Annotated in this window: 17 protein-coding genes and 2 pseudogenes; 3 read left to right on the top strand and 16 right to left on the bottom strand. The window is 58.9% G+C overall.

Going from position 1 to position 23,314, the window contains the following annotated elements; translation table 11 throughout:
• From THIDRDRAFT_RS25940 to THIDRDRAFT_RS21550, 3 genes and pseudogenes are all read right to left on the bottom strand, one after another.
• Positions 1 to 135: pseudogene (locus THIDRDRAFT_RS25940) on the bottom strand (IS256 family transposase); the annotation flags it as partial.
• Between the two features lie 166 nt (positions 136 to 301).
• Entirely contained in the window at positions 302 to 622 is a 321-nt protein-coding gene (locus THIDRDRAFT_RS27415; protein WP_007043046.1) for a DUF333 domain-containing protein, read from the bottom strand.
• A 121-nt stretch (positions 623 to 743) separates the two neighbouring features.
• Positions 744 to 929, bottom strand: coding sequence for a hypothetical protein (locus THIDRDRAFT_RS21550; RefSeq protein ID WP_007043045.1), 186 nt, complete (start codon positions 927 to 929; stop codon positions 744 to 746).
• A gap of 190 nt (positions 930 to 1,119) precedes the next feature.
• On the opposite strand from THIDRDRAFT_RS21550, the gene THIDRDRAFT_RS21545 reads away from it, so the two are divergent.
• Entirely contained in the window at positions 1,120 to 2,049 is a 930-nt protein-coding gene (locus THIDRDRAFT_RS21545) for an IS1595 family transposase (RefSeq protein WP_007043044.1), read from the top strand.
• 212 nt (positions 2,050 to 2,261) lie between these two features.
• On the opposite strand, the gene THIDRDRAFT_RS24170 is transcribed toward THIDRDRAFT_RS21545, so the two are convergent.
• Positions 2,262 to 5,138 carry a C1 family peptidase gene (locus THIDRDRAFT_RS24170; protein WP_007043043.1) on the bottom strand — a complete coding sequence of 959 codons (2,877 nt, stop codon included), beginning with the start codon at positions 5,136 to 5,138 and terminating at the stop codon, positions 2,262 to 2,264.
• Between the two features lie 478 nt (positions 5,139 to 5,616).
• Positions 5,617 to 6,972: a DUF4214 domain-containing protein gene (locus THIDRDRAFT_RS21535; RefSeq protein ID WP_139058855.1), complete on the bottom strand. Its 1,356-nt coding sequence runs from the start codon at positions 6,970 to 6,972 to the stop codon at positions 5,617 to 5,619.
• Between the two features lie 432 nt (positions 6,973 to 7,404).
• On the opposite strand from THIDRDRAFT_RS21535, the gene THIDRDRAFT_RS21530 reads away from it, so the two are divergent.
• Positions 7,405 to 7,983 carry a hypothetical protein gene (locus THIDRDRAFT_RS21530; RefSeq protein ID WP_139058854.1) on the top strand — a complete coding sequence of 193 codons (579 nt, stop codon included), beginning with the start codon at positions 7,405 to 7,407 and terminating at the stop codon, positions 7,981 to 7,983.
• 56 nt (positions 7,984 to 8,039) lie between these two features.
• Positions 8,040 to 9,722 (top strand): DUF4214 domain-containing protein, encoded by a 1,683-nt coding sequence (locus THIDRDRAFT_RS21525; protein ID WP_007043040.1) that lies wholly within the window; start codon positions 8,040 to 8,042, stop codon positions 9,720 to 9,722.
• A gap of 28 nt (positions 9,723 to 9,750) precedes the next feature.
• Here THIDRDRAFT_RS21525 and THIDRDRAFT_RS24165 read toward each other — a convergent pair whose 3' ends face one another.
• From THIDRDRAFT_RS24165 to THIDRDRAFT_RS21475, 11 genes and pseudogenes are all read right to left on the bottom strand, one after another.
• Positions 9,751 to 12,048: a glycosyltransferase gene (locus THIDRDRAFT_RS24165; RefSeq protein ID WP_007043039.1), complete on the bottom strand. Its 2,298-nt coding sequence runs from the start codon at positions 12,046 to 12,048 to the stop codon at positions 9,751 to 9,753.
• 18 nt (positions 12,049 to 12,066) lie between these two features.
• On the bottom strand, positions 12,067 to 14,532 hold the full coding sequence (locus tag THIDRDRAFT_RS24160) for a glycosyltransferase (protein WP_007043038.1): 2,466 nt from the start codon (positions 14,530 to 14,532) through the stop codon (positions 12,067 to 12,069).
• A gap of 218 nt (positions 14,533 to 14,750) precedes the next feature.
• Positions 14,751 to 14,996: a hypothetical protein gene (locus tag THIDRDRAFT_RS21510; RefSeq protein ID WP_007043037.1), complete on the bottom strand. Its 246-nt coding sequence runs from the start codon at positions 14,994 to 14,996 to the stop codon at positions 14,751 to 14,753.
• A gap of 145 nt (positions 14,997 to 15,141) precedes the next feature.
• On the bottom strand, positions 15,142 to 16,992 hold the full coding sequence (locus THIDRDRAFT_RS24155) for a methyltransferase domain-containing protein (RefSeq protein ID WP_007043036.1): 1,851 nt from the start codon (positions 16,990 to 16,992) through the stop codon (positions 15,142 to 15,144).
• A gap of 44 nt (positions 16,993 to 17,036) precedes the next feature.
• A complete protein-coding gene (locus THIDRDRAFT_RS27410; protein ID WP_425358452.1) occupies positions 17,037 to 17,849 on the bottom strand; it encodes a Wzt carbohydrate-binding domain-containing protein in 813 nt (270 codons plus the stop codon).
• Positions 17,844 to 18,134, bottom strand: a pseudogene (locus THIDRDRAFT_RS27405) (ABC transporter ATP-binding protein); the annotation flags it as partial. The gene THIDRDRAFT_RS27410 and the pseudogene THIDRDRAFT_RS27405, both read right to left, overlap by 6 nt.
• Positions 18,135 to 18,286: 152 nt before the next feature.
• Positions 18,287 to 18,463, bottom strand: a complete 177-nt coding sequence (locus THIDRDRAFT_RS26275; RefSeq protein WP_007043034.1) for a hypothetical protein — start codon at positions 18,461 to 18,463, stop codon at positions 18,287 to 18,289.
• Entirely contained in the window at positions 18,460 to 19,230 is a 771-nt protein-coding gene (locus THIDRDRAFT_RS21490) for an ABC transporter permease (protein WP_007043033.1), read from the bottom strand. The genes THIDRDRAFT_RS26275 and THIDRDRAFT_RS21490 overlap by 4 nt, the downstream gene beginning before the upstream one ends.
• A 50-nt stretch (positions 19,231 to 19,280) precedes the next feature.
• Positions 19,281 to 20,621, bottom strand: coding sequence for an HlyD family type I secretion periplasmic adaptor subunit (locus THIDRDRAFT_RS21485; RefSeq protein WP_007043032.1), 1,341 nt, complete (start codon positions 20,619 to 20,621; stop codon positions 19,281 to 19,283).
• A gap of 375 nt (positions 20,622 to 20,996) precedes the next feature.
• Entirely contained in the window at positions 20,997 to 22,739 is a 1,743-nt protein-coding gene (locus tag THIDRDRAFT_RS21480) for a type I secretion system permease/ATPase (RefSeq protein ID WP_007043031.1), read from the bottom strand.
• Between the two features lie 204 nt (positions 22,740 to 22,943).
• On the bottom strand, positions 22,944 to 23,314 hold a 371-nt coding region (locus THIDRDRAFT_RS21475), incomplete at its 5' end, for an ISAs1 family transposase (protein WP_040845735.1).

Genomic DNA, 23,314 nt, shown 5'->3' with positions numbered 1-23,314 from the left:
GGCCAGAAAGCTCGCCAACTCCGCCTCGACGGCCTGAGCGATGAGCTCGCCGCGCCCCTTCCTGAGCAACGCATGCAGCGGGTCGTGCCCCTCGATTTCTGGTTGTGAAAGACCTTCAAGCGTAGACTCGGTCATGGCGTATCCACCTCTGTCGTCTGTGATCTTGGTCGTGACCAGTCGACAGGATACGCCATCCCTCCTCGGGCGCCTGTACACCAGAAATCACAATAACTCCGAAACACGCATGCACAGGCGCGTATCGAGTTTACTGCCCCCTCGAAAGAGGCGCTTGCACTCTTTGCTATAGACGGCAGCTCTGGCGATAGTAATCCCAGACGCCACAGCGACGACCATTGCCAGGATTGACGCAGAGGCTACTGACGGGGATTCCGTTGCGATACAGTGGCACGACCTGGTAGCCGTCCTGGCTACAGTGCCGCTCAGCCGGGTTGGGCAGCTCGACCGCAACGCCCAATGCCGGAGCCGACGACTCAAACCGGCCTTGATTGGGCGGATAATCGACCGCTGCAGCGCACCCGCCGGTAAGTAACGTTAAACAACCCGCCACAATGGTCGGGAAAAGACGGCACGAAACCGGTTGACGAGGATAGGACGTAATCATGCGTCGGCACTCTCTGTGAGATTGAGGTAAAGTCTGGGCCGAAAGCACGAAAGGTCAAGCGCCGAGGCGACAGGCCACCACAGGCGCGCAAGGGCTCGCCAGTCCGAACCATCTGCTCGGCTCACAGAAAGCGCATGGCGGCGATGGTCGGGCCCGCGCTCGTGGCAATGAAGCCGGCCAGCCAGAGAAAATGCTGATCGTGACGCTTGTCCATCTGCTCGAAGCCTTGGCGCATCAGTTCGCGCTGATGCCGCAATTTCTCCTCCACACGCCCCAAGCATTCGTGCCGCTCAATCTCGTACACCACCGGCGGCTTGCCCTGTGATTACTCCGCCAGCCACTCGCCCAAATGGCTTTTAATGAAGGCTCTTTCTGCGTTTCAGGCAGTTCCGGAGTTGGGTGACAGCGAACCGGAGAATCAAGCAGGTCGCGCATGACACAAGCGAGAGGGCTACAATTTTGGCCCTTTCGTTGCCTTCGGTCTGCCCGCCCGTCTCATGCTCAATATCCTGAACCTTATCGACGATGCCAAGTGTTTCGAGGTCGTGCGTACCCTGCGCTGGCCTGAAGGCCCGCGTTGCGTGCACTGCGACTCGGCGGCGGTCAGCAAGCAAGGTCGGGATACGACGCAACCCCAGCGGCAGAAATACCGCTGCAGCGACTGCGGGCGCTGGTTCGACGATCTGACCGGGACTGTCTTCGCGGGTCACCATCGACCACTGCGCACCTGGGTGGTGCGCTTGTATTTCATGGGCTTGAATCTGTCCAATCGCCAAGTGAGCCACGAACTGGGCCTGCACAAAGATGACGCTCAACGCATGACCGAGCAACTGCGCGCGGGCATCGACAGCCAGCAGGTTCTCCCCGAACTCAGTGGCGAGGTCGAAGCCGACGAGGTGTACGTGGTCGCCGGACACAAGGGGCATCCCGAGGCGGTGAGACAGCAAGGGCGCCAAGGCCGTCGTCGTCGCCTGAAAGGTGCTCGGGGCCGGGGCATCTTGGCCAAGGAAAAACCACCGATTCTCGGCCTGATCCAACGGGGCGGCGAGGTCGTGTTTCACATGCTCGAGAATGTCCAGCAGAAGACCATCGAACCGTTGATTCGCGCCACCGTGACCAAGGGGACACGCTTCTACACCGATGAGTACGACATCTACGCCCGCTTGCCCGCCTGGGGCTACGACCATCACACCGTCTGCCACAGCTGCGGCGAATATGCCCGAGACGAGGACGGCGACGGTTTCCACGAGATCCACGTCAACACGATCGAAGGCGTCTGGTCCTTGCTCCGTTCCTGGCTGCGTCCACACCGAGGGATCTCCCAGGAACATCTTCCGTTGTACCTGAGTTTCTTCCAGTTCGTCCACAACGCTCGCGTACGCGGCAAAGGGCTGCTACCTGCACTCCTGGGAACGTTGGTGGCGTAACTGTCCGGAATGCAGATTGAGCCTTGATGAATTCAATGTCTTCCAGCTCCACGGCCATGGGGGCTCCAATCCAGGGTGACAGGTCGATCTTTTCAGCTGACGGGTTCGGATGAGTTTGCTGCGCGGATGTCGCGACACCCAACGCTTTCACGTGGTCTTAGGATCGAGGGTCGTCTAAGCCCCCTTTTTTGTCAAAAAAAGGGGGCTGGCGGTTATGGCATAGAATGCTCTTCACCGACGGGGAAGACGCCAATATCCCGCGACTCGATGGTCTTGGGCAAACGTAGTGACCCTGTTTCCATCACGCCAGGGGCCGTGGAGGCACTCGACGACATGACGAGGCCAGGTTTACCCTCGTCAACTAGACGCATCTGACGGCCACCACTCGGGGTGGCGACGATTTCCACCTTGCGCAGTTCGACGGGCTTTTCGGAGAAGTCGCGCCCGTTGAATAGACAGGACCGCTCGCCGGTCTGGTAGCGGGAGATCACCGGTCTGTCGCTCCTGTCCGCACCCAGCACCTCCGAGGAGCCCAAGCCCCAACTGATCGGACCCCAACCCCAGGAGATGTTGTTGCGCACGTTGGACTCGGCGATCTCGCTCAGGTCGTTCGCCCATACCGCCATGTAGTAGATTCCGGCGGGGAGCCCGGTCATGCTGAAGTAGGCAGGAATGCTCTCGTCACGATAGACGTACTCGCCCGGCTCCAGGTTGAAGGGCGTGTCCTCATAGAAGAGGTAGTAGTCGTCGCCATTGCCCAGCGTCTCGTCAGGCGTCAGAACGAGATTGACATCCCACCCTGCCGGGGCCGTGCTTTGCCCCTGATTGACGATCTCATAGAGGAAGGTTCCACTGCCAGCCCCGTCCCATTCGGCGTACCAGTACTGCACGGCCAAGTCGGGCAGGCTACTGGCAATGGTGACCTGATCGTCACCGAAGGAAACATTGTCATCCTCGTTGGATTCCTCGACCGCGTTGAGGTCGTCTACCCACAGAGCCAGGTAATAGATTCCGGGCACCAAGGTATCCGGGAAGTGGAAACCGATGGCGTTGTTCTCATCGCGATAGACGAAATCGCCCGCATCGAGATCGAACGGAATCGTCTCGTAGACCACGAAGACGTCGCCGCTGGAAATGTCGGCGTTCTCGGACAGCATGAGATTGACATAGGCCCCGGCCGGGGCAACCCCGGTCCCGGTATTGGCGACACGCCATTGCAAGGATCCAGCTCCACCCGGCGCCGAATCGTAATCCGCCGACCAGCTCATGATCTGAAGGTTCGGGGCATTGGCCGGGGTCGGCTCGGGATCGACCGGGTCGGGGTCATTGGGGTTGTCGACGTCCTGGGCGCTGTAGGCCTGCTGAATGACGCCTTGGCGCCCAAGATCATAGGTCAGCCAGAAATAGCCGTTGTCGCCCCAATCGGTACCCCAGGAGTTGATGACCTTGAAGGCGCCGCCATAGCGGTTGTCGTCATAGCCGACGATGGTGATCGCGTGTCCGCCGTGATTTTGGCCGGTGAGGGCGTTGTAGACGGAGTTGCTGCCACTGAGGTTCATGAAGGAGTCATAGACCGGGATGCCGATCACCACCGGGCGATGGTTGGCCAGTTCGGCCTTGATGGAGTCGTTACCCTGTAGCCGCCCCCAGGAGGCGATCTTGAAGTTGGCGGCCTCCTGCACGGCTGTGCTGGACGGCTGAGTGGAGCATTCGGACTCCGTGTAGGGCATGGCATTCCAGGTCGAGACACCGGTGCTCTTGAGAAGATCGAGCGCATCGGAGATAAGGGACCCATCGCCACAGCCGCCTATCCGAATCTGGTTGTAGATGAAGGCTGGACTGAAGAGGTGATCCAGACGATTCAGTTCCCAGTTGTTCTCGACCTTCTCCTGATAGCCCTTGAGCGCATAGGCCGTCGCCCAGGCCACGCAGCTGCCCTGGCCGCCTTGGTTGCCGGGTGCCGGGAAGCTGGAGCTCAAGTCGACCGAGCTTGGCAGTTGCGGGCTGTCGCCGGGATCGCCCAGTAGGTCGCCGTAGGGGTTGATGATGGGGAACTGGCCGTAGGTCGTCGGGTCCACCCCGCCCTCTCCGGTCTCGCGATCGTCCGTCACGGAGATCACACTGACGGTAACCGTCGCCGGGGCGCTGTAGGCCAAGCCGTCGGAAGCGCGGTACACCAGGGAGAAATCCTGCCCGGAGCCGTCGAGCGTGACGTACAGATTGCCGGACTGAGACGCCACGTAGGCGTTGTCGTAGCCGGTCCCAGTCGCTGGCGAGACGAGCAGATAGCTCAGGGTGTCGTTGTCGGCATCGGTGGCAATCAGGGTCACCTGGGTGAGCGGAACCGATGGATTGGCCTGAACGGACAGATCGCTTGCCACAGGTGCGGCATTATCGGCGACGAGGGTGTCGAGCAGAGAGGGAATCTGCGCGATGGCGCTATCGCGGGTCGCAGTGTCGGAGGTGATGCCAGAGAGGACGCTCGCACCGGCCTGTCGCAGAGCGGTCTTTTCATCGTCGGTCAGATCGGAGTAAATGATGCCGCGACTCGACTGCTCGTCGGCGAAGGCGCGCGCGACCTCGATCAGATTGGCGAAGCGCGCCATGTCCTCTGCGGCGAGCGGATTGTCCCAGCCACCCTCGATCAGGGCGATCACCATGCTGTTGCGCGCCATGCCGGACTGCAGAGCCTGCAACCAGTAGTTCTTGCCATCGGCGTCGGCGGCACGCTCGTAGATGTTGAGATAGAGGGCGTCGATGAAGTCTGAGTCGGATTGCGACGCAGGATATTTGACCTGCACCAGAGGCTGGTCGAAGAAGCTCTGGGCGACGGTCGTCGGCGTCCAGCCACCGCTTTCGATCTGACCCACCCAGTACTGGAGCCCCTCGTTGTCAGGGGCATAGCCCATGGTGGCAATATAAATTTCGGCGACGCGCCAGGATGTGGTGCGGTCGACCGCAGCGGCGGCCCTCGCCGTGTTACCGGCCATGGACTGGGCGATGAACAGCACGAGCAGGAAGATGATTTGAACCAAAAACCAAGGTAGCGCACGGGGTGACACGGACGATCTGGATGCGGCGGATGGCATCGCGCATTACTCCTAATCACGATAATGACAGGAAAGGCGCCCAGGCCACGCCTTGCTGGCGAGATCCGGCCTGGTTCGCACAAGGACATTGGATGCCGCCGAAACGATCGATGCATCATGGGGCGGAAACTCTTGACGCATGCGATCTTAGACACAACCATAGCCCACGCACGGGGCACCCGAACTGCGCCAGGACCGGAAGGCGGCATTCGCTCCGACCAAACGCCATCCATGGAGCAGGAAGGGAAACGGCCAGCGAATCCAGCCGCCGAACAAAGCAACCGGAACGCGATGCAGACCGGAACGAGGTAACCTTTCGACACGGACGCCTCTATAAGCTAGATGGCGCTCGGACAACCTGCAAGCAGCGACTGGGATTCTGACGGGAAAGAACAAGCGCGGGGGAGAATCAGAATGAGCGAAAGGACCACAGCTCCCCCAGAGCCAGCGTCCGGGGTCGCTGGAGGTGACATGGTTTTCAGAGAAGCGCCGCCAGACGCTCGGGAATGGAGGCGATGGCGGAGTCGCGGGTCGCCGCATCATCCGTCACGCTATTGAGCACATCCTGACCCACTTGGCGCAGATAGGCCTGGTTTTGTGGGGTCAGGGCACCGTAGCCGATCCCATACTCGGATTGGTAGTCTGAGAAGGACAGGGCAACTTCGACACGGTTGGCGAAGCGGGCCATATCGCTGACTGCATCGGCGTTGACCCAGCCACCCTCAATCAGGGCAATGATCATCTCGTTACGCTGAAGGCGCCCAGACTGCAACTCATCCAGCCAATAGTAGTAGCCAGCCGAATCGACCTCCCGACCGAAGACGTTGAAATACAGGGCCTCAATGAAGGTGCCGTCGTCCATATCGGCCGGATAAAGCTCCTGAACGAGCGTCTGATCGAAGAAACTCTGGGCGACACGCGTCGGATCCCACGCAGAATCGTTGTCGATCCGATTCACCCAGTATTCCAAGCCCTCGGCGTCCGGAGCATAAGACATGGTCGCGATGTAGATCTCGGCAACCCGCCAGGCATTGTCGCGCACGGAGTCGTCGACGACGAAATTCATCACGGTATCGCTTCCGACGTTGGTAGCATCAGTGGTTCCCGAATCGGAATCAGCCGCCTCTTGAACATTGATCAAGGCGACCTTGGTCTCGGAGTCGCTGCCATCCGGACCGCTCACCGTCAGACTCACGGTGTAGCGACCAGGTGCCGTGTAGGTGTGAACCGCCGTGCCTGCGCCGCTGGTTTCGCCATCGCCGAAACTCCAGTTGCGGCTCGTCACGGCTCCAATGGACTGCTCGGAGAAGATTACGGATAGTGGCGCGATACCGCTCGATACGCTGGCGCTGAAATCCGCCACCAGCGGGTTATGCTTGGCCGACGTTGTCACGGATACTTCATTGGAATAATCGCTGCATACCGTATTGGCGGAGTCGCATGCCCGAACCGCAATATAATAGGTCTTCTCATAACCGATAAGATCGATGGAAATATCGGTCAGATTGGTTATAATCTGATTTTCGTATTGACCGGACGCCAAGCCGTAATTCAGCTCATAATGATCGACTCGACTATCGTCGACGGCATCCCATGCGAAGGTCACAGTCGTATCTGCATTAGCAGAAAAAGATAGAAGCATCAATGGAAGAACAATCAAGCACCCTGCCGCGCCATACCGGAGGATAGCATTGAAAGAGTATTCACCGCGCCGCGTATTCTTTTCCAGCAAGCCGAGCATTTCGATATTACCTGATTCTGTTTTGTCTTCAGCGACTGAAGCCTCGAAGCAAAGGCGATGGGATCGCCAGCCTTGCTGCGGACAGCGCTTCAACGTGACTCGGGGGCGAGTTAATCAGGCGGGGCAGAATGGAACTGTGATGCAGACTGCAAGAGCGAGGTCGGAGATCGCCGGCTCACCAGAATGAGACTGGAATCACACCAAAAAATGTGACGGCCATCACAAGGAGGCCAGTCTCTGGTCCCGCAGGCTCGAAGTAGGGAAAACCTAAGGTTCGCCCTCGATCCGAAGACAGCGACGCGAAAACATGGCGAGAGCGGAGAGGCTTGGTGGAATATCGAGGGGTTCAGTGACGGAAATCACTGTCTAACGGCAGCCTTCAGTGCTCGAATAGCGGCAGAAGCTTCTTGCCGATTCAGTCTTGAAGACGGCGAACGAGAAGACGTCGACACTGCGAAATCTAAAGAAACCGAAAAAACGGGGGTGGCGTGCAGAAAAACATCCGAAAGCCACATCCATCCATCCATGATCGAGCGAGACCGCTCAGGAGTTTCAACCACGGCGATGAAGAAGATAGCCGTCATCTTGCTCGCAGTATCGAGCGTTGCGTTCGGTAGCCCGATTCCTCTATTGACATCGGCGCCAACGAATTCAGCGAGCCAAATGCAACGCACCCAACAACCCGTTCAGACCGAGGAAAGCTATATCACACGATCTGGAGCGGTCCAGCTTGACGCGAACGCCCTATTGCCAGTCTCGTCCATCAATGGACAAAGGATCGCGTCCCAGTCCGTCTATACGGAACAGCTGATCAGCCTGGAATTCTTTAGCGGAGAGGAAACAACCGTCATTGTCTCATCCGAATCCAGACCTACGCCAGAGAGCATTAGCCTGATCGGACGCTTACCAAATAGGAAATTCGCCTCTTTCAGCATGGTCGTCGACCCGATTCATTATATGATTTCGCTTCAGAATCCGGAGAGCGACACTCTGTTTAGAGTCGTCGGCGATACCGAAAGTGGAGCCGGCCAGGTTTTCGAAATCGACTTAAAACAGATGACGGACGTTCAGCATCTTCCGCCACTTGTTCCACCGACGGACTGAAGTTTAAAACGCAGACGCGCACCACATTACACTCAGCTCGCTGGCAAGGAGTCGACATGCATCTCTCACAACGAAAAACACGCCAATTCCGATCGTTCGGAATGATTGCAATCCTTGCATCGATCCTCATCTGGCACTTGCCGACAGCCTATGCGACGTCGATTGATATCATGTTCGTCTATGAAAATGGAGCGGTTTCATGGCTCGGATCGAGCAGCTCGATGGACACCTTCTCGGAAGACGTCGTCAATCGCATGAATATGGCCATGCAGAACTCTGGCTCGGATATCAGGTTCCGGCATGCCCACTCGATGGCTGTAAACTATACATACTCTAGCTTCACGACGGATCTGACCGCAATGCAAGCGGGATCTGGGGCATTCGCAGCCGTTCACAACGCGCGGGACACCTATAAGGCAGACCTTGTCGCATTACTGACCGATACCGGAAGCGCGCAAGGAAATGTCGGCTTGGGCTACTTACTCTCAAGCTGGAGAGGTTCACCAAGCTATGCCTATACGGAAAGCGCCATCCGCTCTGTGGCCATTAGCCATACACTAACGCATGAGGTTGGACACAATTTCGGCGCGGATCACGCCAGCGATCAGAAGTCCGACCCCGGACCGAATCGGGATCTTGACAATCAGTACTCTTCCGGATGGTATTTTACAGGCTCGAACGGCGTCGACTACCACACCATCATGGCCTACAACTTCGATGGATACGGTGGTTACTATCAGCCGGCCCCCTTGTTTTCAACGCCCCTGGAAACCTTCCAAGGCACCCCGGCCGGAGACGCCGATAGCGCCGACAACACCCGACTCCTCGGCGAAACAGGTTGCATTATCGCCGGCTATCGATCCAGCGCCCTGCTCGATGAGCCAGCGGCGACAGCCGCAACCGACATGACCACCAGCAGCTTCACGGCAAATTGGCAGAGCGTCTGCGACGCCACGGGATACAAACTCGACGTCTCAACCAACGCTAACTTTTCCAGCTTCGTCACAAGTTACTCGGCGCGAGATGTAGGCAACACAACCAGCTATTCGGTGACCGGACTCGACTCCGGAACCACCTATTACTACCGCATTCGAGCCTACGGCTCAGCTAGCGTCAGCAGTGCCTCGGATACGATCACCGCGAACACCGAGTCCAGTGGTAACAGCGACCGACGCGACGCCGCCTGGCGCGTCGCCGAAATCTATATTGCGACCATGGGCTATGCCCCAGACGACGAGGGTCTCGAATACTGGGTCGAGCAGATTCAAACGCAACCGGAATGGAATCCGACGACGGTCGCACAAAGTTTCTTCGATCAGCCTCTGGTCAAGATGGAATATCCAGATACCCTAGACGACGGAGCCTTGATCGAGTCCCTGTATCTAAACATCTTCGGGCGCGCTGCCGATGCGAGCGGATACGACTACTGGGTCACCGAGCTGCAATCCGGTCGGCTGGAGCGCAACGATATGATCATCGCCATGATCGAAGGCGGTTGGGCAAACGAGGATGCCGCCAATGACATGGCCCGGTTCGGCAATCGAGTGGAAACTGCTCTGGCCTTCGCGTCCTATCAGTCATCGCATGGCATTGTCTACAGCGGACTGAGCGAGACGGATCGGGCAATCCTGAGAGAGGCCGGTCAGGACGTCCTGACCGGAGTGACCTCGGATACCGCCACACGGGATGCCGCAATCGACAGTATTCCGGACCTATTGAACGGATTGACCGAGGTCTGAATGCCGTTCATGCCACTGGCCAGGAACTTTAAGTCTCGTGACCAGTGGGATCTGGCTCCACCCGACCCTTGGCAAAGAGTCGCAAGGCACTGTGAATCCGCTCCGCGACGGCCTGGGCATTGTAGCGGCTTTGCACGAGATCTCGCGCCCGAGCGGTCTTGGCGAGCCGTTCTTCGGGGTTCGACCGCATGACCTCGAGAATCCTCTGCCTCAGGCTGAAGGCAGAGGGCTCAGCCCATTGCGAGCCTGAAAGATCGAAATGGGTTTTAGCCGGAGCAAGCCTGGAGTCGATCAGCCAGGCTGTTTCCGGGGTACAGAAATCCCGCTGCCCACCGTAATCGGTCGTCACCACCGGCACCCCGAACAGCATGGCCTCAGCCATGGGCAGCCCGAACCCTTCCCCACGACTTGGCGCCACCAACTGATCGGCATGCCGATAGAGCCAGGCGATCTGCCCAGGCGCGAGATCGGCATCGATCAACAGGATCCGGCGAGCATCTCTGGTCCAGTACGTCACCGGCGCCAGATCCGGGCTGTTGTCGTCCTCCCCGCCTGAAAGACCTCCCACCCGCACACGAACGCCACGAAAACCGAGATCCAGCAACTGCCGCCGTACATCGTTGTGCGGATTGGGAAAGGTCTTGATGACGAGCGCAATCTCGGCGGGCAAGTGGGCAAAAACGCGGAGCAGCACATCGATACCTTTGCGGGGAAACCCGGACGAGATGTGCAGCAGACGATAACCATCAGGAAGCGCGAAACCCGGATCCTCGAGCGCGTGCGGCAGAATGCCGTCGGCGACGATCCCTGTGGTCACCGCCGGGATCTCCAGCCCATTGGCGAGAAGAAGATCTCGAACAGAGTCCGACATGCAAAGGACACCGGTCAGCCGACGATTGAAACCCTGAATCCAGGCAGCCGGAAAGCCGGATTCCTCCCAACCGTAAGGACCGATAACCCTGTCGATACCCGCCATGGCATTGGTCCTTGGCGGATAGAGATTGCGCAATGTCACATCGACCCGCTCCAGCCGGGTGCGCCGGATCGCATCGATCTCGGGATGCGCCTGCAAGAACAGCGGATTGGGAACATTGTCGCCATAGCCATCCGTGCTGTGCAGGGTGACGAGATCGCCGTACTGGTTCAGGGCGTTTGCGATGGCGCTATTGACCAGCGCCAAACTGTAGGTGGAGTCGTAGGGACCCTCGATACGAATGTTCAGCGCCGCACCGTCCGACACCTGTTTTGGATCATAAGCCCGCACCGGCCAGGCACGCTGCTCGGCGAGCTGACGACCTCGCCGACGCGAATCGCGCATCAGAATCCGAATCCGGTCCGCCACACGATCGGACGTCAGCTCGCAGATGCGGGACGCGGGAGGAAGCAGCGACCTCAGCCGCTCACTCTCCTCGCCCGAGTCGTACGCGAGCACCAAACGATCATGATGGAGCGCCCGTTGCACCCCCAGGCACCCAGACGAGACGTCGAGTGGAGTGTCGACCAGGCATAGGTAGATATCTGCGGCATGATAATCGTCCGCCAGCTCGACGTCGGAGCGACCCGACAGAATCCGCACCATCGATTCGAGACCGAGACGCTCCGCGTATCGTCGCAGAAAGGCGAGATATTCGACATCGTCATCGGACGATGCCGGACTGGCGAGCGTTAATGCGAGGTTTTCCTCGCCGAGTCGGCGCAGGGCGAGCAAGACATCGATCGATCGGTGCTGAGCCTGAGACGGACCGAAGGGACCGACCTGCAGCAAGGTGTAAGGGTGCGTAACCAGATGATGGTTGTCGGGATGCGCGGGAATCGCTGGTGTCTGAGCATCGCCGAAGCCCGCCGAAGCCCGCACCATGGAGACATTGGGCTTGGAGGTTTGGCGCTCGATGAGCGCAACGGACAACCGATCCAGCTGACGCTGCAATCCGAGTTGCACGTAGTAGCGCTCGAATGCCGCATTCCGCCAGTCGGCAGCAGCTGTCTGCCAGACCCGCTCGAACTGCGCCTGACATTCAGTCTCGAGCCCGGCTAACGCCTCGCCGTGCTGACGTCGCAACTCCATATCCAACCGCGCCAGCTCCTCGCGATGCTGGCGCTGGAGTTCGAACTCAAGCCGCGCCAGCTCCTCGCGTCGCTCGCGCTCGCGCTGTTCCAAATCCAACACCAGCCGATCCAGCGCGTCCGCGCTGGCCCTGTGGCGCTCACGCAGCTCCTGGCATTGCCCCTCGAGCTCACGGAGACGATTGCGCGCGGCGCCGACGTGCAGGAGCGCCGAAAGACCGTCGAAGACATAGAAGATTCCAGTCCGAATCGACTTGATCATTGGCTTAACACGATCCGATCAGGCCGTGAGGCGCTCCCACAGCACCTCAGACAGACGCGCGTAGCTGTGCGTATCAAGCCAGGCCACCGCCTGAGCCTGGATCTGCTGCAGATCCGGATCGGCGTCCAGCAAACGTCGCCGCAGATCGAGGATTCCTTGGGCAAGCGCCATCGGATCCGTTCCGGGCAGACGCCAGACCGCCTCGGCGACGTCATCGAAAATCGCCAGCGGCGTAACCGCGACCGGACGCTGTGCGGCCAGGCCCATTCTCACAGCACCACTCACCGACTCCCCGGTCTCCTGGTACGGATAGAGGATGAGATCGGCCTGGCGCAGATAGGCCAGGCTCTGCGCGTGATCGAGAAAATCCGCCACCAGCGTCACACGATCCTCGAGACCGTAAGCCCGAATCCGCTCGCGCGCCTCGGCAATCAGCTCGGCTGAAATCGCGACCGGGTACTCAGCATTGATCATAAGCAGGTGCAGATCGATGCCCTGCTCGGCAATCAAAATGCGACAGGCGTCGATCAGCTCGAACAGCCCTTTGTGCGGCAGGAAGAAGCCATAGGAGGCGACCACGAAGCGTTCACGCGGAATCTCCAGGGCCACCTGCGCCGGAGTCAAGTCGGGCACGCCATGCGGAAAGATCTCGACGTTGTCCGTGAGTCCGAGACGGGCAAGCACCTCGGCATCGTTTTGCGAGTGAATGAAGATGCCATTGCAGAGCGCGAGCGGAACCGCAAATTCGGCCAGATGCTTTTCGGGCGTATCCGTCGTCGAATGCAGCTCGACATAGAGACGCCGACCGGTCCCGATCATCTCCTGCAGAAAACGTCGGAAGGATTCGAAATCGAAGAAACCGTAGTTGAACTGGATGACCAGGGTGTCGATCTGGTATGCGTCGATCTGCTCGGCGAGCAGGCGCAGATCGTCTTGTCCGGGATGCCAGCAACGGATGACATTAGGTTCGTCCGGGCATTCGAGCCCCAACTCATAGGGAGCAAAAAACCAATAGTCGGAGAGATGCGCCCCGGCCAAGTGGCGAGAATAGGTCGCGATACCGCAGCGAGTGTTCCAGGTCGTGATCCAGCCGATTCGGCTCGGCCGAGGCCTGAGATCGCGCAGACAGCGCCCGTTAGCCGAGAGGGCTGCGGCAATGCGCACGGCGTCGGGCGACGATCGGGGCGTCTTGTCCGCGAGGCGGCGCAGGGCCGCAATGGTCTCCAACCGCACCCGATCCGGCGCGGGCTTGGGCTGCCGGCGCGTCCGCTCGTACTGAGCCTCCAGCGCCTCCAGCGCTCGCTTGGCAGAGGCATCCCAGGTGAAACGCCGACTGAAGGAGAGCCCGTGCTCGGCGAGCTGGCAGCGGAAACCGTCATCCGACAGCGCCTCTCGCATCTTGGCGGCGATACTATCGATATCATGAGGATCGAAAAGCGCATCCGCACGACCAACGACCTCCGGGATGCTGGTGGTGTTGGAGGCGATGGTCGGAATGCCGCAGGCCATGGCCTCAAGCACGGGCAGACCGTAACCCTCGGACAAGGAGGGGAAGACGAAAAGGTCGCAGAGATTGTAGAGCGCGAGCAGGTCGTCGTCGCCGACATGGCCGGTGAAAACGAGCTCGTCATCGCTCAGCCCCGAATCGGCCCCAAGCTTGCGGAAATGCGCGTAGATGGCGTCCCAACCGTTGCCGATGATGACCAGTTGCCATCGGCGACGCAGCTCGCGCGGCAACCGAGCGAATGCCTGGATGAGATGGCCATGGTTCTTGCGCTGGTCGAAACTGCTGGTGAAGAGCAGAAAACCACCTCGAATACCATAGCGCTGGCGAACGGCGGCGGCCTGGTCGGGCGGGATCGAGAGCGGGCGAAAGCGTTCGTCGACCCCAGCGGCGATGTTGACGATTCGATCGGGGTCCAGCCCCAGCTCGTCGATGCCCTGCTGACGGGAAAATTCAGAGATCGCCAGCAGTCCGCCGGCCCGCTTGAATCCGGCGATCTTGCGGTAGTAATGCTCGGTGATGACCGGTGCCGTCAGATAACGCTCCTTGTCGACTAAAGGAATGAGGTCGTAGAAGGTGACAGCGGTGGAATCGCCTGGAAACAGCTCGCCGACCGAACTGACGACATCGTCGCCCAGTCCCTCGACCAGGCTGGCGACATGGACGATATCGGGCGCGAACTGCTGGATGAAACCCTCGCGAATCAGTTCGGCAGCACGAGCGCGGGCCTGGTTGGCCGGATCGTGCTCGGCGACCGGCCCAGGAACCTGGAAAACCTGGATCTGCTCTCTGGGAAGCATCCGTCCCAGGTGCTCGTAGAGCCCCGGGATGCTGTCCGCCATCAGGTCGTTGAGCAGAACACGCAGCTCATGTTGGCCAGCGTGACGCGCCATGGCTTCGAGAAGATGGAGCGAATAGCGTCCGATCCCGCCCAGACGACTACTGGATTGGCAGGCTTGAAGGTCGACGAGGATACGCATTCGAATGTTGTTCCGCTTTCCGTTTCGATGGGAATAAAGAGTGTGTCGCTGATCGCGATCGGTGACGGAGCCGAAATCCGGATCGATTGCAAACCGGTCTTCATCATCCGGCCAATTTAACCCCTCGACAGATCGATGTTCGCCATGAAGGTCGGCGACTCAATGTCGTCAAGGAGTAGCAACCGGATTCCACGACAAGTACCACGCCGCCTTCGGAATCAGCGAACGAGCTGCTTGAGGATGGCGCGTCCATCGGCGGGCAATCCATCTGGACTGGACACCAAACCGAAGCGATAGCCCTGAGGCTGATCGCCTTCTGTTGGGCGCGGCAGAATGCGGACTCCATAGGTCTTCGCCAGATACTGATTGAGACGCGGAGAACGACGAACGATGTCGGCCAGAAACCAGGCGACACGCGGATAGCGGTTGGCCGTGTTGCGGATGAAGGTGACAAGTTTATGCATGAGATCTCGAACCGAATCGATATAGGCGGACAACGCCAGCGAAACACCATGAGCAGTGACAACGCAACAGGCACTCGGCCCGACGCCAAGACGCGACCACGATCCCCGCTACCGGGGCCGAGCACCAACGGCATGGGTTATAGGTTCACGAAGCCCCCTTGCGGGCAACGAGCGCATAGTCCCTCGGACCGTGCAGCATGGCATTGTAACGGGAGGTCAAGGGATCGTCGCCCGGCACCTGATTTTCGGGCCGATCCGGGCTGAGCCTCATGAGACGCACCTCGACGAATCCGCAGCGTACGGCCGCAAACTCCAAAACAGCCGGAACCAGCGGACGCAGATGCGTCGGGTCGGTATAGAAGTGGCAGGCACCGACACTGAGGTTCTCTGGATTGGGGGTCTCTAGGATCAGCAGCCCTCCCGGCACCAATGCGCGCAGGGAGGCGTCGAGCAGCGACAGCGTCTGCGCGAACGGCAGATGCTCGATCAGATGCATGGCACTAATAGCGCCGAGACTGGAGGGCGGCAGTCCCGCCAGACAGGTACCGACATCCCGTTGCTCGACCGTCAGCCCCTCCGCGCGCGCCTGTTCCAGCGCCGCGGAATTGGTATCGACGCCGCGCGCCGGATAGCCCGCATCGCGCAGCAAGGCGAGCCAATCGCCTCGACCGCACCCGAGATCCAGCAAAGGGGTCTCGCTGGACAGCGGGCTTTCGGCGAGCAGCGGCAGATAGACCTGAAGGCGCTCGCGAATCACCGATGGGGCGCCACGAAAGTGGTTCTCGAAATCCTGATACCAGGCGGTCAGATCCTGGCCACCCGTCGAACCGCCGGATATCCCGTCACCCTGCCCCGCAGAGGATGGAGCACTCGCCGCCACGATAGCCGCTTCGAGACGCGCGATACGTGCCTCGGCAGCGGCCTGCCGCTCGCTTTGCGAAACACCCAACGCAACCAGTGAATGCGGAATGTCGGCAAGCTTCGCGAGGGCGTTCAGATAATCGAGGATGGCACGCAAGGGCGCGATGCGCCGCAATGCGCCCAGCAAGCGAAGGAAGACGGGGTTGCTGGTCTGAGCCCGAGCGAAGCGATCGAGACATACAGGCGTCTCGACCTCAGCCGCACTCGACTCTTGAGCCGGCGAGTCGGGAGCGGCGGCACCGAACTCGGCAATCGGCGCGGGAACCTTCAAGACCTCGACGACACGGTCGGCATCGATCGAACGTCGTCCCGCAATCGCGAATAGAGATCGCGCAGAACGCCAGCCGTCCTTACCGAGCGGACGTGCCAGACTACCGGCAGGTTCCAGATGATCGCCAGCCCACAGCAGCACATCCTCAAAAGCAGACCGCAACTGACGCCGCAGAACCCGAGGCGACTGCTCGTTGATATGCATCTGCAACTCGTACGGCGTGCGCGGCTCTACAGGTAAGTCTTCGCCATCGAGCGCGGCCTGTCGGCGCCGCCAGGGATAGTCGTAGCGGTAATACCAGAGATTCGGAAAGGTGTGCAGGATAAACACACCATCCGGCGCGAGGTGGCGGCGGATCAGGGTGTAGAGCTGCTCCAGTTCGGACGGGGCCAGATGCTCGATCAGATCGGAGGCCAGCACGATGTCGTACAGTCCGCGATAGGCCTGGGGATCCGTCACCGAGGCGCATTCCAATCGGACGCGCCGACGCAGTTCGGGCTCGCCAGCGAAGCAGTCCTCGGCCAAACGCAAGGCATCCGCCGAATAATCGATCGCATCGACATGATGGCCGAACGCCGCAAAATAGCGCGCGAGTTCGCCCCGACCGCACCCGAGATCGAGCAGCCGCAACGGCGGTTGTCCATCCCGATAGGCAGCAAGCCGGGCCATACAGTCGAGACGCAGATCGAGCTGCTTGCCGCCATGCTCACGGTAGGTCTCGTAGCCGCCGCAATCCTCGAGATAGTAATGGGCGGTATAGGCGTGACGCACGCTGGCGCTGGTGCGATCGAGATCGTCGCTCATAGGGGAAGAACATCCATCAGACGCTTAATCGGCCAATATCCACTTCAACCCACAGTCTGAATGCTGACATCCGGGTGCATGTTGAAATAACCGTCGTAACGAATCGCATCGGGATCGACCTCGACCTTGAGCATCGCGAGATCGTGCGAGAAAAAAAGGATCTCATCGAAACTCCCCGTCCCATAGGGTCGATTGCCCACCCCAACGGTCATCGAATAATCGCCCTTGATCAAATTGGCGACGACGCGCCACTCCACCCGCACCGTTTCACCGGCTGTCAAGGCAGCTGGTGTCTGCCCCATGCAATAGGTATTGGTCTCGAATACCGAGTGCCCGAAGCGATTGCGAATTCCAATGCCATAGTGAGGCTGGTCGAGATCGCGATGCGCGAGCAGATGAGCGACGATCGTCAAAGGCGCTTCGCTGGTAACGTGCTCGACGACCTGCCCCTGGGCGTTGAGCATCTCGAGCTTGACGAGCTCGACCTCGCCCGTTCCGGCCAGGGGAGCGGAGTTCTGTGAGCGAGGAGCAGCATGCTCGGTCGGCCGCTGAATTACCACAGGAACATCGCCCTGATGGCTGCGGTGCAGGAACATGGCGTGATAGTGATCGACCACGTCCTTCGGCAACCCCTGATCGATGATGCGCCCACCCTCAAGCAGCAGGGCGTGGTCGCAGAGCGCCTTCACCGCGCTCATGTCGTGAGAGACGAACAGGATACTGCCGCCGCGGGCACGGAAATCCTGGATGGCGCGCATGCACTTCTGCTGGAAATAGGCATCGCCGACCGACAGCGCCTCGTCGACGACGAAGCAGCTGGGGTCGGCATGGATGGCGATGGCGAAGGCCAGCCGCATGATCATGCCCGACGAATAGGTCTTCAGCGGCTCGTGAATAAACTCACCGAGTTCCGCGAAATCGATGATGGCCTCGCGCCGGGACGCGATCTGGTCGGCCCCCATCCCCAACAGCATAGCGTTGGCGCGGATATTCTCGATGCCGCTCATCTCCAGGTTGAAGCCGGTCCCCAGTTCGAGCAGTCCAGTGATGCGCCCCGATACCCGCACCCGCCCGCTGTCCGGCAGCAAAACCCCGGTCAGAATCTTGAGCAGGGTCGACTTGCCAGCCCCGTTCTGACCGATGATTCCGAGCGTCTGACCGTCATCGACCTGAAAGGAGATGTCCTCAAGCGCCTGATGGACGCTGTGATAGGAACGCCGCAGCAGGATTTCCTTGAGCCGGTCGGAAGGCTTACGGTAGAGCCTGAAATGCTTGCTGACATGTTCGGCGCGAATCATCGAGCCCCCTCGATCAGATGACGCGCGAGTTGAAAGACGACGAGGAAGTAAAGCGCTGACAACAGGATCAGCGAGACGGTGATTGGAGAACCGCTAAAACGGCGCATTAAGGCACGACCAGCGCCGGCGACGGCCAATGTCAGGCCGACGGTTGCAAGCAAGAAAACAATCATAGGAAATCCCGAACGTCCCTTTCCAGCGACTTCAACAAGAACCATGCCGCAAGCAATGTAGCGTGCGCGATTACCACCAACCGGGACAAGGCGCCGAAGTCTGGCATTTGGTCATGAACGAAAATGTCACGGTAGGCAGCAATGAAGAGATAGGCGGGATTGAGATAATGCTGAAAATCCTGAACCAATTGCGGCGCTACATCTGGGACCCAAACGATTGGCGTCAACCAGAACCAAAAGGTCAGCATAATGCCCACCATCTCCTTGATATCCCGCAGGAACACATTGAGCACGCCAAACAGCAAACCGAGTCCAAAGGCGAAAATCTGCTGCAAAATGAACACCAAGGGCAGAAAGAGGAATGGCTCACCCGGAAGCTTCCCGATAATGAGCAAGAACCCCATAAAAATCGCCATAGAAATGAGAAAGGCGACGCCCTCTGAAACGACGATATAAATCGGCAAGTAGGCCAAGTCGAGGGGTATTTTGGCGATTATATTGCGCCGATCCAGAAACACGGTCGAGCCTCGCGTGACCGTGTTGGCAAAGGCCATCCAAGGCAACAAACCGCTGACCAAATACAGGGTGTAGCTATAGCTGCTCGAGTCACCAGGCAATCGAGCGCCCATCACATTGGCAAAGATCACCGTGAAGATGAAAATCATCACAAGCGGATGAATAAATGCCCAGGAGGCCCCCAGAACGGAACCAGAATAACGATCGACGAAATCCTGCCGAGTAAAATCAAGCAAAAGAAACAGATTCATATGTTGCTACGGCAAATGACCTTTCCGCGTATTGCGAAAAGCGATTCGCATCACTCCTCCGTAAATGCCTGAGACACCCGATCCGTCAGAGGCCGAATGAGATAATCGAAAAATGTGCGCTCGCCGGTTTTGATCATGGCCTCGACCGGCATGCCAGCTTGAAGCGTGCGCCCCTTCAGCGTTTCCAGCCCCTTCGGGGTGACCTCGATACGAGCAAGGTAATAGCCTCGATTGGTGGCCTTATCGATGAGACGATCAGCCGAAATCGTTAGAACCCTGCCCTCGACGACCGGAGTCGTCCGCGACAAAAAGGCACTAAGACGTAGATCCGCTTCCATGCCGGGTGCCACCCGATCGATATCGATGGGCTGCACCTGAGCCTCAATAATCAGCGAATCGTTTTCCGGCACGATATCCAGGATGTGATCACCAGGACGGAGCACTCCACCAATGGTGTGAACGCTGGTTGCGACAACGGCTCCCGATGCGGGGGCCCGTATAACAGTACGCTCTAACGTATTCCCCAAAGCCCGCATGCGTTCACGTAAATCTGCAACCTTGGTTTCAACGTCGCGCAACTCGCTCACCACATCGCTGGTGAACTTGCGCTTAAGCTGGGCAATCTGGATTTTTGACTCGCCAATCTCGACACGTGCACTAGCGATATCGGATTGATGTTGACCACGCTCACCTTCCAGTTCAGCGGATAAACGCTCGTATTCGCGTAACCGACTCTTATCGCCAAGCCCCTTTGCAAACAATTTTTTGAAACCATCAATCTCTTCCTGATAGAGATTGATTCGCTTCGTTTTGCTTGCCGCAAGTGCCTCTAATCCACGGATTCGCTCCTGTAGTTGATCGGCGCGCTGCATCAAAACCTGCTGCTCGCCGAGAAGAGCCTTCCTGCGCGCCTGAAAAACGCGACGCTCACCATTGATCGCTTCGCGAATACGTGAATCAGTCTGCTCAGAGAGCAGTTCATCGGGAAACTGGATTTCATCAAGGTCATCGCGCTCGGCGAGCAGACGAGCCTCCTGCGCTCGCTCCGAAAGATACTGGCCACGAGCGATTTCGAGCTGCGCACTAGCATCCGTGTCGTCAAGACGCACCAGCACATCGCCCTTGGCAACCCGTTCACCCTCATGAACCAGAATCTCGCTGACGACACCACCGTCGAGATGCTTGACCGACTTTCTAGCCGACTCCACCGCCACGACGCCAGGCGCCACAGCCGCACCATCGATTGGTGCCAACAGCGACCAAGAAATGAAGCCTCCCAAGGCGACGAGGAGAATCAAAAGGCCAGCGATACGCTCGGGCCTATCGCTGGTAGACAAATCCCTTGACTCTGCAGGCTTTTCGACCTGGCTAGGGTTAACCGTGATATCCATCGTTAGCTCTATAGCTCTGCTTCAATTGACGAAAGACCCACTCTATCTAGCCTTTGAGGCACGGAAGATGAACGAATGGGGAAAGACCGCAGGTTGGAGGATTTTCCTATCGATCGCCTCCCGGAAAGCGGGCGCCCTTGAGTGCCACAGCACCTCACGCGAGCCAAAGCACATAGCTTAATCGCCCAAAAGAAACGAAAAAGAAATTCCTGATCGTCTCTCTATCGATGCAGGGGAATGATGGGCCGGCATCCTAGGAATCGCGAGGGAAAAGAGCCCCCTATCCAATGAATACGTTCTTATCCATTGGTAGGGGGCGATTCTTTGACGGAGCCCTAGACGCAGCTAGGAACCTCAAGCTTCATGAACATTGCTCTAGCCAACGGCCTGTGTCGGCAAGGTTGGAGATGGAGACCGCGCAACTGAAGTTGGCCGTGCAAATTGAGCGAGCACCTCATCACGGGGACCAAACATCTGAGCCATACCGTCACGCAGAACCAAGATCTTATCAACGGAATGCAGCACACTGGGACGATGGGTAATGATCACAACCGTAGCACCCTCGGCTTTGAGCTGATTGATTGCCTTGACTAAGGCAGCCTCACCCTGATCATCAAGATTAGAGTTGGGCTCATCCAGGACGACGAATACTGGTTTGCCATAAATGGCACGTGCCAAGCCAATGCGTTGACGTTGACCACCAGAAAGCACAGCACCGCCCTCGCCAATCGGAGTATCGTACCCCTTTGGCAGATGCAGAATCATATCGTGTACCTGAGCGCGCTGGGCAGCGGCAACGACCAACTCAGGATTGACTTCACCGAAACGCGCAATGTTCTCGCTCACGGTCCCATCAAAGAGTTCGACGTCTTGAGGCAAATACCCAATGTACGGACCTAATTCATCCCTATTCCACTGGTTGATGTCCGCGCCGCTGAGCCGAACCTTACCCGCCACTACAGGCCAAACACCAAGCATCACGCGGGCCAGGGTCGATTTACCTGCGGCGCTCGGGCCAATGACACCGACGATCTCGCCTGCGGCGATCTCGAATCGCAAGCCACGCAAGACGGGAACTGTCGATCCGGGCGGCGCAGCCATGATGTTATCGACCAAAACGCTACCCGTCGGCGGCGGCAAGGACATAAAACGCTGGCGCTCCGGCACAGCAGTAAGCAAGGAATGCAGTCGACCGTAGGCCGAGCGCGCGGCGAGAAAGCCTTTCCAGCCAGAGATCAGCATGTCCACTGGAGACAGCGCGCGACCAAGCAGGATGGAGCCCGCAATCATGATCCCAGGCGTGAACTCCTGCTGAATGACCAGATAGGCGCCCATGCCGAGAATTAGGGACTGCATCGCAATGCGCAACACCTTACTGACATTCGAAAGCAGTGCTGCACGATCGCTCGCCAATGCCTGTAACTGCAAGACCTCACGGTGGCGATCGAACCAGCGGGCCTGCACCCGCGACAGCATGCCCATCGCCTCCAGAGCCTCAGCGTTGCGAAGATTCCCGCTTAGATAGCTCCGAGCACCGATGGCCAATCCGTTGGCCTTTCCGAGAGGTTTTCGCGTCGTGAGTTCGTTCGTTAGAGCAACAGAGAAGAGCAACAAGGCTGCAACGATAGCGAACCAACCGAACCAAGGATGCATCAGAAACAGCACGAAGATGTAAACCGGCATCCAAGGCACGTCGAAAAATGCAAAGAGCCCATTGCCAGTGAGAAACTGACGCAAATTGGTCAGATCTTCAATCGGTTGAGCGCCCGCGCCGCGACCATCACGAAGCTTTGCATCGAACATGGCCGTGAAGAGCCGGGGATTAAGCAAAAGATCCAGCCGGGCACTGACTCGGACCAAGATACGGGAGCGCAACACCTCCAGCGAGCCAAGGACCGCGAAGAGCCCCAGCGCCAGGATGGTCAGCATCAGCAAGGTGGACTCGTTCCTGGCACCGATGACCCGGTCATAGACCTGCAGCATGTAGAGCGCCGGAACCAGCATCAGCAGGTTAATGAAAAGACTGAAGAAGCCGGCGAAAAGAAACGAGTTGCGACTAGCCTTGAGTGCCGCACGCAACTCGTCGTTCGGGCGAGTGTTCGATTTCAATGGTTGCATTGCCGATCGCTTGGCAGAGGGGGTCTAGGGGGGCTTTTGACCGTCGAGGCACGTATATTAGGGGACGATCCGTGCGCGGCCAAGTTGCAAAAAAGCAATGTAAGCGGCGAAATCCTAGAGAGCTACGATGAGCAAGCCTACCACAGAGCGCTCCAAAGTGTCGCGCATCAGGACTCGCCGATCAGGGCGAGCGCGTATTAATCATCAACCAGCCAGGACCTTAGCGCGATAGTCGTCGTCCCAGGCGGCCTTGCGACGTTTGTGCGCCATGCTGAGCGAGGAGCCCTCCTTCTCGAGCAGGTTGACGCAGCAATGACGAATCGCGGTCATGATGGCCGGAGCCTGGCCTTTGCGAATCCGGCTGGCATCCTCGTTGAAGATCACATCCAAGCGCCAATGGAGACGATTTTCTACGCCCCAGTGCCCCCGCACGGCCGTGGCGAAGCGCTGGGCATCGGCGCCAATGGAGGCGATGAAGTAGCGTTGCTCGACGCTCTGAACACCGTCCTGCCAGCAGGTGCGTTCGACCATTCCAATGCTGCGCAAGCCCGCCCAGCGCGCGGCATTGGGCAAGG

Origin of the sequence: Thiorhodococcus drewsii AZ1 (assembly GCF_000224065.1) — a bacterium.
GTDB lineage: Bacteria > Pseudomonadota > Gammaproteobacteria > Chromatiales > Chromatiaceae > Imhoffiella > Imhoffiella drewsii.
The sequence above is the reverse complement of the archived record's forward strand: the minus strand, read 5'-3'. Positions and strand labels throughout refer to the sequence as shown.